Origin of the sequence: Marinobacter sp. LQ44 (genome assembly GCF_001447155.2) — a bacterium.
Taxonomy (GTDB): Bacteria; Pseudomonadota; Gammaproteobacteria; order Pseudomonadales; family Oleiphilaceae; genus Marinobacter.
In genome coordinates this window covers 2,168,332-2,180,713 of the sequence record NZ_CP014754.1, presented here as the reverse complement: position 1 = coordinate 2,180,713, position 12,382 = coordinate 2,168,332, and the positions used below count along the sequence as shown (strand labels likewise).

General features: G+C 59.6%; 11 protein-coding genes. 7 read left to right on the top strand and 4 right to left on the bottom strand.

Translation table 11 applies throughout. The features are described from left to right. Positions 1-4 precede the first annotated feature (4 nt). Both ASQ50_RS10105 and pdxH read right to left on the bottom strand, forming a co-directional pair. A complete protein-coding gene (locus tag ASQ50_RS10105) occupies positions 5-766 on the bottom strand; it encodes a 4'-phosphopantetheinyl transferase family protein (RefSeq protein WP_058092855.1) in 762 nt (253 codons plus the stop codon). After that, entirely contained in the window at positions 735-1,370 is a 636-nt protein-coding gene (gene pdxH / locus ASQ50_RS10100) for a pyridoxamine 5'-phosphate oxidase (protein WP_058092854.1), read from the bottom strand. Before pdxH ends, ASQ50_RS10105 begins: the two co-directional genes overlap by 32 nt. 176 nt (positions 1,371-1,546) lie before the next feature. Between pdxH and ASQ50_RS10095 the strand changes: the two genes are divergently transcribed. The 5 genes from ASQ50_RS10095 (at position 1,547) to ASQ50_RS10075 (ending at position 7,967) form a co-directional block, all read left to right on the top strand. After that, entirely contained in the window at positions 1,547-4,366 is a 2,820-nt protein-coding gene (locus ASQ50_RS10095) for a DUF748 domain-containing protein (RefSeq protein WP_082888472.1), read from the top strand. A 23-nt stretch (positions 4,367-4,389) separates the two neighbouring features. Beyond that, positions 4,390-4,995, top strand: a complete 606-nt coding sequence (gene yfbR / locus ASQ50_RS10090) for a 5'-deoxynucleotidase (RefSeq protein WP_058092852.1) — start codon at positions 4,390-4,392, stop codon at positions 4,993-4,995. Positions 4,996-5,126: 131 nt separating this feature from the next. Then, positions 5,127-5,942 carry an SDR family NAD(P)-dependent oxidoreductase gene (locus ASQ50_RS10085; protein ID WP_058092851.1) on the top strand — a complete coding sequence of 272 codons (816 nt, stop codon included), beginning with the start codon at positions 5,127-5,129 and terminating at the stop codon, positions 5,940-5,942. Between the two features lie 94 nt (positions 5,943-6,036). Beyond that, positions 6,037-7,143 (top strand): GGDEF domain-containing protein, encoded by a 1,107-nt coding sequence (locus ASQ50_RS10080; protein WP_058092850.1) that lies wholly within the window; start codon positions 6,037-6,039, stop codon positions 7,141-7,143. Positions 7,144-7,193: 50 nt separating this feature from the next. After that, complete coding sequence (locus tag ASQ50_RS10075; RefSeq protein WP_058092849.1) at positions 7,194-7,967, top strand: class II glutamine amidotransferase; 774 nt, start codon at positions 7,194-7,196, stop codon at positions 7,965-7,967. Positions 7,968-8,150: 183 nt separating this feature from the next. Here the strand turns inward: ASQ50_RS10075 and ASQ50_RS10070 are convergent, their stop codons facing one another. Next, positions 8,151-9,044, bottom strand: a complete 894-nt coding sequence (locus ASQ50_RS10070; RefSeq protein ID WP_058092848.1) for a metal-dependent hydrolase — start codon at positions 9,042-9,044, stop codon at positions 8,151-8,153. A 229-nt stretch (positions 9,045-9,273) separates the two neighbouring features. Here ASQ50_RS10070 and ASQ50_RS10065 point away from each other — a divergent pair, with 229 nt between their 5' ends. Together ASQ50_RS10065 and ASQ50_RS10060 are read left to right on the top strand one after the other, a co-directional pair. Beyond that, positions 9,274-10,380: an AraC family transcriptional regulator gene (locus ASQ50_RS10065; RefSeq protein WP_058092847.1), complete on the top strand. Its 1,107-nt coding sequence runs from the start codon at positions 9,274-9,276 to the stop codon at positions 10,378-10,380. 143 nt (positions 10,381-10,523) lie between these two features. Further along, positions 10,524-10,931, top strand: coding sequence for an NINE protein (locus ASQ50_RS10060; protein ID WP_058092846.1), 408 nt, complete (start codon positions 10,524-10,526; stop codon positions 10,929-10,931). On the opposite strand, the gene ASQ50_RS10055 is transcribed toward ASQ50_RS10060, so the two are convergent. After that, positions 10,932-12,299 (bottom strand): WS/DGAT/MGAT family O-acyltransferase, encoded by a 1,368-nt coding sequence (locus ASQ50_RS10055; protein WP_058092845.1) that lies wholly within the window; start codon positions 12,297-12,299, stop codon positions 10,932-10,934. Positions 12,300-12,382: the final 83 nt, after the last annotated feature.

The window sequence follows — 12,382 nt, the reverse complement described above, 5'->3', positions numbered from 1 at the left end:
CCGGTTATCGCTTTGAACGGATAACCCTGTGGAATATGGGTTCCCAACTTGCTTCCTGGGTACCCGCCAGTGCCAGGTTGTAGTCATCCGGGGGTGGTTCCAGCAGGGTGATGCCGGGCCAGCTGCCCGGGCCGCCCTGATCCCTGCCTCGATAGACCAACGTTACCAGAAAACCCTCCACGTAGAAGCAACTGGCCAGCCAGGTCTGGTCGGGCTGATCGCCATAGAGCTCAAATTGGTTGCGAACTTCAAGGGTTTGCAGGTTACCGGCAATGCCACGATCGGTTGCCTTGAGCCAGGCTTCTTTCAGTGTCCATACTTTTAGGAAATTGAAGGGGTCATCGGCGCGAAACAGCCACTCCTGCTCGATGGGGGAGAACCAGCGTCTGGCAACGGCGACCCAATCCGGCCTCCGTTGGCTTGGCTCAATGTCGATACCCAACTGACTGGTGTTGGTGGCCACCGCGCAGAGCCCCTGGCTGTGGCTCAATGACAGATACTGGCCTTCCGGGTTGACTGCGCGTTTCGGGCGCCCGTCTACCGGCCGGCAGTGCTCCGGTGCCAGGCCGCTGGTTTTCGCCAGGCTTTGCCTGATCAGCCAGCGGCTGGTCAGGAATTCCTGCCGCCGGGTGCTCGCCAGTCGCGCCAGCGTTTCAGCCTCAAAGCCGGTCATCCACGATGGCGCTTGCTCTACATCCCGGTTGATCTGATGGCACAGCCAGATATTGGGCCGATCAGGGTTGGAGTCGTTGGATGGTCCAGCCATTGCCCTCTCTCACGTATTCAAAACGGTCGTGAAGTCGGCTTGGCCGCCCCTGCCAGAACTCGATGCGTTCGGGCACCACCCGATACCCTCCCCAGAAACTGGGCAAGGGAATTTCCCCGGAGCTGAACTTGCGTTTAATTTCCGCTACTTTCTGTTCCAGCAAGCCCCTGGATGTAATCACCTGGCTTTGCTCAGACACCCAGGCGCCAATCTGGCTGCCCCGGGGGCGAGAAGCAAAGTACCGCAGGGATTCGGCCTTGCTGACCTTTTCCACCATGCCCTGGATGCGAACCTGACGGTTCAGACCAATCCACGGAAACAGAAGCGCTGCCCGCGGATTCTCGTCGAGTTGTCGGGCTTTGCGGCTTCCATAGTTGGTGTAGAACACAAAGCCATGGTTATCGAAGTACTTGAGCAGCACGGTGCGCAGGTCCGGCATCTGATCGGTGCCACTGGTGGCCAACGACATGGCGTTGGGTTCCAGAATGCCTGCGTTGCGGGCATCCTCAAACCAGGCCTGGAACTGGGCTACCGGATCGTCATTCAGGTGTTCTCTGTCCAGCCCCTCACTTTCAAAATCCCGACGCATGTCGCCGATGTCCATGTACTTTTCCTCGTCTTGCGGTACCGACTAATAAGTGTCTTCAAGTACGACGCCCAAGCATAACGGGTTCACGGGGAGCTGTCAGCGGCTGACAAAGGGCCGCCGGGAGGACTATCCTTGTATCAGGCAAGGGGCTGCCCGGCCCTGTCAGTTCGCCATCTACCAAGGAGAGTTTCGTGGCCCGGAGCCCACTCACCAGTCGTTTGCCCAGAAACCTGGCCATTGTGGCACTGGTTCTGGCAGCTCTGTACGCGCTTGTCGGCTTCCTGGCACTGCCCTGGTGGCTGAAAAAAACACTGCCCGAGCAGTTTGGTCAACAGATGGGCTGGCAGATGGAGCTGGCCAAGCTACGAACCAACCCGTTCACCCTGACCGCTGAAATCACCGGATTATCTGCCAAGGATCGCGCGGGTGAGCCGGTGCTGGGTTTTGATCGGCTGTTTGTCAACCTCGGGTTTTTCCCGCTGTTCCGCGGGATTGTGAGTTTTCAGGACATCAGCCTGCAGGAGCCGTTCATCCGGGTGGATCTGCTGGAAGACTACGGCATCAACTTTGCCCGTGACTGGCATGCTTCAAGACCAGAAGCCCCCGAGCCTGAGGTGGAAACGGCCAGTGACTCGGCGGCTGCCCCGTTCAAATTATTGTTTCAGCAACTGGTCATCGAGGGCGGTGTCTTGCTGTTTCGGGACTTCAGCCAGGCCGAACCCGCCGAATTCCGTATTACCCCGCTCGATCTGTCTATCAGCGATCTGGCCACCTGGCCCCGGGAAGCGGCTGGTAGCCAGTATTCGATGATCGCGGCACTCGGTGAGCAGACCATTGAATGGGATGGCGAACTGAGTATTGCCCCGCTCTATTCTGAAGGCCGGCTGCGGATTTCCGATATGGGCCATGACACCCTTGGTCATTTTCTCGCACCGTTTCTGCCCTGGCATTGGCAGGATGGCCGGCTAACCATTGAGACCCGCTACCAGCTTGGCGGCGGAGAGCCGTTTGAGCTGATTACCTCCGATGGCACATTGACGATCAGCAATATCGCCCTTGGTCTGAACGACACCACCGATGAGGCGGCTTTTGCTGCCGAAACGGTGAATGTTGAGGGCATTGGTTTCGATCTGTCAGCCCTGAGCGCCCGCGTTGGGCAGATCAATATACAGCAGCCCTTTCTGGCCGCTGCCCGGGACCGCGAGGGCCGGATTGATTGGCTGGCATCACTGCCGGGCGCTGACGCTGAGCGCACCGCGGAACAGCCGCCTAGCCGCCCAGGTCAGTCCTTCCGTTGGTCGGTGCAGGGGTTTGAGTTGGCCGGCGGCCGGGTACGCTGGCGGGATGCCGTGCCGGAATCGCCCGCCGAGCTTGAGTTGGTGGGAGTGGACATTACCCTGGGCGGCCTGACCCACCTGCTGGACGAGCCGGTGAGTTACCGAATCGGCTCCGGGCTCGCAAGCGGTGGCCGTGTGTCTGCCAATGGCCAGCTGACGCCCATGCCGTTTACTCTGGAAGCAGCGGTCTCTGGCTCACAGCTTGAGCTCTCGGTGTTTGAGCCCTATCTTCAAGAAGGCGCCAATTTGGCCATCGCTGCTGGCCAGTTGAGCTTCGACGGCAATCTGGACCTGGACAGCCAGGATGACCCGATGACCGGTACCTTCAGCGGCACCGGCGAGGTCGGAAACCTGGATTTAAGGCTGCCTGATGGCGATGCCTCCATGTTGGGCTGGCGTACCCTGCGCCTGGCGCCAATCGAATTCAATGTTTACCCGCCAAGGCTGGAAATCGGCACGGTAACCCTGGCACGGCCCTCGCTGAACGTCGTTCGCTCATTGGATGGCGTACACAATCTGGCCCGGATCGTTCGCGGGCAGCCAGATACCGGTAGTGAGCGTGCATCAGCGCAATCGACAGGCCCCGAAGCCCGCTCCGGCGAACCGGAGTTTGTTTTCCGGATCAATCAACTGGTGGTTGACGACGGCACCGTCGGTTACTCCGATCGCACACTCGAGCCGCCGTTCAGTACCAACTTCGATAATCTCACCGGTGCCGTCAGCGGCATCAGTAATGTGCCGCCACAGCAAGGACGGGTGAACCTCAAGGGCCGGCTCGCAGGCGTTGCCCCCGTCACCTTTGAAGGCACGCTGGGCGCATTGGGCACCGAGGATACCAGCGACATTCGCCTGGCCATGGAGGATCTGGCGTTGCCGGTGCTGTCACCCTATTTTGGCCGTTATCTGGGCTATGGGGTGGACTCCGGCAAGCTACGAATGAATCTGGACTACGAGTTTACCGGCACCCGGCTGAAAGCCTCTAACAGGGTCGTTCTCGATCGAATGGAGCTGGGCCAGGCGGTGGCCAGCGACCAGGCCATTAACGCACCGGTGAAGCTGGGACTGGCCCTGCTGACAGACCGGCAGGGTGTGATTGAAGTTGATTTGCCGATCCAGGGCGATGTCTCCGATCCGGAATTTCGGGTCGGCCAGATCGTCATGCGCGCCTTTGTGAACCTGCTGGTGAAAGCCGCCGCATCCCCCTTCAGCATGTTGGGCTCCCTGGCCGATCTGGCGGGATTCAGTAGTGAAGACCTGGGCGAGGTCAGTTTTGTGCCCGGTAGCGTTGAGTTGGCAGAGGGTGAGGCTGCCAAATTGTCGGCCCTGGCACAGGCTTTGAGAGAGCGCCCTGAGCTGGTGCTGAACGTTCGCGGCGGCGTGAATCCGGAAGCTGACGCCCTGGCGCTACTACGCGCCCGGATGGAAGCCCGGGGCGAGGAACTGACCGACGAAGCCTGGGCCCAGGCACAACAAGCCTGGCGCGAGGGTGAGCGCCCGCTGCCGCCAGAGGCCCTGGGGCAACTGGCTACCAACCGGGGGCTGGCGGTTCGCCGCCTGCTGCAGGAAACCCATGAAGTAGACCCGACCCAGCTGTTCACCCTGGAGCCGTCCCGCCAGGCCGTTACCGATGAACAGGGGCTTGTCACCGTGCAGTTCACGCTGAACGTCCGTTAATCCTAATTGAATCAGGTAGTTCTATGGCCAGTCTGACACAGCGCACTGCCAGCCACTTCTTTGCCTATGTTTCCCGCTTGCGCTGGATCAAGCGCTGGGGCTTGATGCGTAATGCCATCGAAGAAAACGTCGCCACCCATTCCTGGGAAGTGGCCACCATCGCCCACGCCCTGGCGCTGATCCGCAACCGGCATTTTGACGGCCAGGTCAACGCGGACCGCATCGCGGCTGCCGCGCTTTACCACGACGCCACCGAGGTGATCACCGGCGATATGCCGACACCGGTGAAATATCATTCGAAAGTGATGCGGGAAGCCTTCGGTGATATCGAACACAAGGCAGAAGCGGAGTTACTGGCCTTGTTGCCGGCCGATCTCCGGGATGACTTCTCGCCCTACGTTCGGGAGTCCCGGCTGGCTGAGCAGGAAAAGGAATTGATCAAGGCGGCTGACCGGCTCTCGGCCTGGCTCAAGTGCCGGGCGGAAATCCGTGCCGGCAACCCGGAATTCGCGCCCGCCGAAGCCCAGATCCGCGCCCGGCTGGACGCAGACGGATTGCCGGAGGTGCGCTACTTTCTGGAGGTCTTTGCACCGGGTTACGACCAGCCTCTGGATAATCTGCTGGAATAGCCTGTTGACTGGCCCCGCTGCCGGCACCAGGCGGAGTCCGCTGCCATAGGTTTGGTCCGGGTGGCTCTCTAAAGTGGCGAAGTACCAAGACGCTGCTTTAATTGGAAAGACCACAACAAGAGGCTCCCGCCATGAAAGATCTGAAAAACAAAGTCGCCGTGGTGACTGGTGCAGGTTCCGGCATTGGCCGTGCCCTGGCCCATGCCCTGGCAGCCCGGGGCTGCCGGTTGGCGCTGTCGGATGTCAACGAAGCTGGCCTGGCGGAAACCGTCGCCACCCTGGACAAGAACCGTGTGAAAACCTACCGCCTGGACGTCTCTGACCGTGACGAGATCTACGCCCACGCCGAACAGGTGAAGGCAGATTTTGGCCAGGTAAACCTGGTGATCAACAACGCGGGTGTGGCGCTGTCTGCCACGGTGCGGGAAATGACTGACGACGACTTCAAGTGGGTCATGGACATCGATTTCTGGGGCGTTGCCCACGGCACACGGGCCTTTTTGCCTCATCTGATCGCCTCCGGCGACGGCCACGTGGTGAACATCTCCAGCGTATTTGGCCTGATTGGTGTGCCCAAGCAAAGCGCCTATAACGCCGCCAAGTTTGCCGTTCGTGGCTTCACCGAATCCCTGCGCCAGGAAATGAAGCTGGAGAACCAGCCCGTGCATGTCAGCTGTGTGCACCCGGGTGGCATTCGTACCAACATTGCCAACGCCGCTCGTATGGGCAAGTCCGAAAACGCCGACGCCCAGCGTAAGGGCTTCGACAAGCTGGCCATGACCACCCCGGACAAGGCGGCCGAAATCATCGTCAAAGGCATTCTGAAGAACGAATCCCGCATCCTGGTGGGCCCGGATGCCTGGGGTATTGATGCCATCAACCGCCTGTTGGGCTCTGCCTATCAGCCACTGGTGGAGCGTTTCTCCAGAAAGAACCTGTACGTCTGATCGGTTCTAACCCCCGGCCCTTGAATACCGATTGCTTATTTTACAACCAGTCTTCAAGGGCTATACTCTGAGACTGATCCAGGGAAGAGTCAGCATGAATACGCCAAAGCATCCCGATCTGGGCGCGGCGCTGGAACACAGCCGCTCCGGTTTGCGGGACAATCACCGCCGTACACTCGCAAGATTACTGTTTTTTGTCACCGGTTCCGCACTGGTGGTGTTTGCTGTGCTTCAGTTTTTCAACGGATTCCCCTGGGTGTCTGCCATTGAACTGCTTGCCAGCGGCCTTCTGTTCTTCGGCGCGCAACGGCTGAAGACCACGCCCCACCTGCAGCAGTGGATCTACGCCTACCTGGTGGCCATCTTCTCATTCTTTATTGTCATCATGTTGTTGCCGGACGCCTCCATCGCGGCGTTTGTCTGGGTGTTGATGATGCCGGTGCTGGCCTATTTGCTGCTGGGTAAATGCGAAGGCATGATCCTGAGCGTGCCGTTCATGGTTGTCGGGCTTGTTGTCTACTACTTCTTCCTGGAAACCGTCGGTACCGCCCACGGCATGATTGATCTGCTGAACATGGTGTTGTGCGGCGTGCTGATGCAAGTGTTCATGCATATGTACGAGGAGCGCCGGGAGGAGGCTGAGCAACGGCTGGTGGACATGGCCCAGACCGATGCCCTGACCGGCCTCGCTAACCGGGCTAATTTCCAGTCCACCCTGGCCCGCACGATTGCCGAATGCGAACGCAACGGCAGCGGGTTTGCGCTGGTAGTGATGGACATCGACCATTTCAAGCTGGTGAATGACACACTGGGCCATGATGCCGGTGATCATGTGCTGCGCAACATTGGCCAATGTCTGAGCGAACGCCTTCGTACCACTGACTCCGTGGGCCGTCTTGGTGGTGAAGAGTTCGGTTTGATCCTGCGGGACGTAAAACCCGCAGACGCCTTTGAACTGATGGACGAACTGCGAGAACGTATTGCCGGCCGGGAGCTACGCTACGGTGAGGCCGGTATCCGGGTGACGGCGTCGTTCGGCATTGCCCAGTGGCCTGACCATGGCCAGGACGCCGAAACCCTGTTCTGTGTCGCCGACCGCTGCCTTTACACCGGCAAACGCGCCGGGCGAAATCGGGTGGCCCCGGCGGGACCAATACACCGTGAGCGGAGCGAAAAAACCGTGGCTGGAGGTACGGTCTGAATCGGGTATCCTAGGGCGGACAGCATCGACAGCCAAGGACCGAATTCACCATGTGCGAACTGCTGGCCATGAGCGCCAACACCCCCACCGACCTGTGTTTCAGCTTCACCGGTCTGACCCGCCGTGGTGGCGAAACCGGCCCCCACAAAGACGGCTGGGGCGTATCCTTCTATGAAGGAAAGGGCGTTCGCAGCTTCCACGATTCCGACGCCAGCGCCAGCTCCCGCCTGGCCGAAGTGGTCCAGACCCACCCGATCAAAAGCGAAGTGGCCATCTGCCACATCCGCCAGGCCAACGTCGGCGAAATCTGCCTGGCCAACACCCACCCATTTATCCGCGAGCTCTGGGGCCGCTACTGGGTCTTCGCGCACAACGGCCAGCTCTCCAACTTTCGGGCCGCAGAGGGGTTCTACGAGCCGGTGGGCGACACCGACAGCGAAGCCCTGTTCTGCGACATCCTTAACCACCTGCGCAGTCACTGTGACCGCAATGCACCTCTGGAGGAAGTGGTCGAGAGACTGGTGCGCCTGTCACAAACCTACGCCCGCGAAGGCGTATTCAACCTGCTGCTGAGTAACGGCGACTGGCTGTTCACCTACTGCACCACCAAAATGGCCAGCATCACCCGCCGAGCCCCCTTCGGACCGGCTCGCCTGAAAGACGCCGACGTGACCGTCGATTTCGAATCTGAAACCACCCCCAACGACGTTGTCAGTGTGATCGTCACCGAACCCCTAACGAGTGATGAACAGTGGGATGTCTACCAGCCAGGCGAGTGGCGGCTGTGGAAAAAGGGAGAAGTGATAGCATCAGGAGGAAAGTAACACTCTGGGCCGAAAAGAGCCCAGAGTAAAAAGTCCAGTCAAGCAGGAGAGTGGGTGGGGTAAGCTTTTCTGCAGGAAAAAAGATGTCTGAGCAAAGCGAGTTGTTTTTTCCGGAAGAAAAGCTTACCCCACCCACTCGCCAGCGTAACTCAGAGCCCCCGGAGTCACGCTGAGCGGCAGACCTTACTGCAAGGTCCGCCGGTTCCCACTCTTATACTGCGGCGCAATATAACCCTCGATCTCCGCCTTGAACCGCCCGATCACCTCACTGTTGTCCTTGTCCCAGGGGTGGAAACCAGGCTTGAAGTACTCCAGCCAGGTCGGAATCAGGCTGGAAAACGCACCGTCCTTGCCCCACATACGCCACATGCCCTTGGCGGCATCTTTCAACGAGAAATGCTTGCGATCGTGCATGATCATTCGGCCGGTGTACCAGGTACCGACAATGCCCAGTGCGGCTGTACTGAACACCTGATAGAACGCCCGCTCGGCGTAGGTGCCGCCAGCCTGCTGGAAGACATCGTAGGCCACCGCCTTGTGTTCCGTCTCCTCAATGGCGTGCCATACCCAAAGCGGGCGCATAGTCTCGTGCATGTCTTCGCGCACGTCATCCCTCTCCAGCAGCATGTCGGCCATCATCGCCGTGATGTGCTCCAGGGCACAGGTAATGGCCAGCTGGTGACGCTTGGGCAGCTTGCGGGCCACGTCCAGAATCACCTTCAGGTCACGCTCCATTTCCTCCACCGGCATGCCCTGGTCACGCACGTGCTGGTTCATGGCAATGTGTTCCAGGGAATGCATGGCTTCCTGGCCAATAAAGCCGCGAACTTCCTCTTTCAGCTTGGGGTCCTGAATCTGGCCCCGGAAAGCTCGTACCGAATCCACAAAGAACTGCTCGCCCTCGGGGAACAGCACCGACAGCGCATTCATGGTATGACTGATCAGGTAGTTGTTATCCAACCAGTACCGGGGTACCTGCTCTCCAAATTCGAAGCCCATGCGCTGCGGCTTGATCGAGACATTGTCCGGCGTATGTGAAATCTTGTTTTGCTTGTCTGTTTGAGTTGTTGTCAGCATGTCTGTACTCCTCTGCGATTGAACGCTTTGGCTGATGTCATGGGTCCAGTGTGGAGGAGTCAAAGGCGTTTCAGAATGCGAGGTTGGGACGGCTACCGTTCACATTGGGACAAAAAGCGCCGCACAATTGGCCCGGGAGACAGGTGAATCGGTGCGAGCCGCCCCACTGCCAGTGGCGGTGGCTTCTGATAGAGTCAGAAACACGACAAATATCAATCAGGGACACCGCATGGCATCAACCAGTGCAGACAAAGAACGACAAATGCTGGGGCTGTTCCTGGTACCCGGCGTTTACCTGCGGGTACTGGGTGAAACGGTACGCCAGCTCGGCCACAACGACCGGGCCCTTTACCAGGGGCTGGATTTCACGGCAGACGACCTCAAGGCCAACGACAGCCGCATCTTCGTAACCGATGCCATCCTGATGGCCCAGCGCGCCCTGGAGCTGGCCGGAAAGGATGGCCTCAGCTTCCACCTGGCCAAGGAACTCCGGCTGACCATTCACGGCACCCTCGGTTTTGCCGCCCTGACTAGCCCGACCTTTGAAGGGGCACTGGATTCGGTCCGCCGCTATCTGCAACTGCGGGCTCCGTTCCTGAGCATGAAACAGTCCCTGGCCGGTGATCAGGTGCTGGTGCAGTTGTGTACCGAATTTGATGTGCCGGGGCTATATGGTTTCCTGGCCGAAACCGTCAGCGCCACCCTGATTCTGTTAACCGAACAGCTCCTGGACCGTGCCGATGCCGAAAGCCGGGGCTTTGCCCTGGAGGATGGTAAGTTACCAGGGGTCTCGGTACGCCTGTCCAGCCCGGAGCCGGCCTACTATGCCCGGTTTGCCAGCCAGTTACCGGTGCGTTTCGAATACGGCCAGCCGGAGGAAATGCTGGTGTTGCCTCGCAAGCTGCTGGACGTGCGCATGCGCCTGGCCGATGCCGAAGCCTCCCGCATGGCCCGGGACCAGTGTGAGTTTGAACTGCAAAAGGCGCTGAAGGAACAGGGCGATATCGTGCTGGCGATCCGCAACATGCTGCGCATGACGCCGGGGCCGCTGCCGTCCCTGGAAGCGATGGCAGAGCGTTTCTGTGTGTCGTCCCGAACGCTTAAACGGCGGCTGGCGGAGAAAGACACCAGCTACCGCGAAATCGTCGAGGCGGTGCTGAAAGACCGGGCGATCCAGCTGCTGCGTTATACCAATCAGTCGGTCAGCGAGATTGCCTATGAGCTGGGCTATGCCGACCTGTCCAACTTCAGCCGGGCATTCCGCAAGTGGACCGGGAAGTCCGCCTCCGAGTTTCGGGAAGGTGGGCCGGACCCGGCTCCGGAGGTGGGGCCTTGATTTGTTGCGCCTCTGGTTTGGGAGCATGGTCGCAGGGTGGTCAGAGAATTTTTTCCAAGGGAAAAATAATCCAACCTCCCCAGTCCCGCCCCCAAACCCACAGGCTAGGGCAGGAGTAACACAATCCAAATAAAGGAACCAAGATGAACGGACAACCAGACACCCACAGCAAAGTTATAGGCTATCTGCTCTGGATCTTCGGATTCCTGGGCTCCCACCGCTTTTACTACGGCAAACCCATCACCGGCACCATCTGGTTCTTCACCTTCGGGCTGTTCCTCATTGGCTGGATCATCGATCTGTTCCTGATCCCGAGCATGGACCGTGAGGCCGACAAACGCTTTCAGGAAGGCAATATCAGCTACAACATCAGCTGGATACTGCTCACCTTCCTGGGCGTGTTCGGCGTACACCGCATGTACATGGGCAAGTGGATCACCGGCATCATCTACCTGCTGACCGGCGGCCTGTTCCTGATTGGTGTGCTGTACGACTTCTGGACCCTGAACAGCCAGATCTCCGAGCGCAACCACGCCGACCAGATCGGCTGATCAAAGGCCTGCGGCGGTCTCCAGTTCCGCGAGGCCGTTTTCCAGGTAATCCAGCATCCGCTGCAGGCTGGGCAGGGTTCGGCGGCAGCCGATCAGCCCGAACTCCACCTGGCCGTTGTAGCTGGTCAGGGTCATGTTCAGGGCCAGGCGATCCATGGCAATGGACACCGGGTACATGCCTTCCAGCTTTGCCCCGTTCCAATACAGCGGCTTGGATGGCCCAGGCACGTTGGAAATCACCACGTTGAAGGTCTGCCATTTGGGCGCCATGCCGGTGAGCAGGTGGAATGCTGCGGGGGCCAGGGTAAGCGCGGTGTAGTTGATGATTTCTTCCGGCGACATGTGCCGGTACCGGTCCTTGGCCTCCTGCATACCATGATGAATCTTCACCAATCGCTGGCCGGCGTCGTTCTCGTCGGTGTGCAAGTTGGCCAGAATCACCCCCACCTGATTGCCCTCGGTGCTGTCGTCCCGGTGCAGGGACACCGGCACAAAGGCAATCAGCGGTTTCTCCGGCAGGGCATCCTGGTTCATCAGATACGTGCGCAAAGCCGACGCGCACATGGCCGTTACCACATCGTTGATGGTGGTGCCGTAGGCTTCGCACACCGCTTTGATGCGGGTGAGGCAGTAGGACTGGGCGGCGAAACGGCGGGAGCCGGTGATTTTCTGGTTCAACACGCTGCGCGGCGCGTGGAATATCGAGTCGTAGGCCGGGTCTTTGCGGGCCTGGTTGATGGTTTTGAGCAGTTCTTTGGCTACCGTCGGAATGGTGCCCAGCTGCTTGCCGGACATCCCCAGCACGTGGGCGATGCTGTGCCACAGCGAGCTGCCCGCGTCGTCACGGTCTGGCCGGGCTCTTCGGGGCAGGTCCCAGATGGGGGGAAGTCCGGTGTCCTCCGGGTTGTCGCTGAGCATCCGGGTGGCCATGCGCATGGCGGATACCCCGTCTACCAGAGAGTGGTGCACCTTGGTGTAGATGGCAAACTGCCGATCCTTCAAGCCCTCAATCAAGTGCACCTCCCACATGGGCCGTTCCCGGTCCATCAAATGGGAATGCTCCGCCGACACAAACGCCAGTAATTCCCGGATACGACCGGGGGTTGGCAGGGCCTCGAAGCGGAAATGGTGTTCCAGGTCCAGGTGTTCGTCTTCCACCCATACTGGCTGCCCCAGCTTGTAGCTCAGCCGCTGGTTGAACGGCGGTGTCACCTCAAATTTCTGCCTCAGCTCGTCCGCCAGCTGTGCCACGTAATCATCCGGCGCGCCCTCGGGAAACGAGAACAGCTGCAGGCCACCCACGTGCATGGGTTGTTGGCGTTTTTCCAGCCAGAGAAAGAGTTGGTCGGTGGGGCTCAGGGGTTTCACGTCGGCACCTTTTGGCAACTTGTTATTGAGACTAGAGTGGATAGTACCCGAGTTGCCTGCAGAGTGAATTGACCGGATGACCG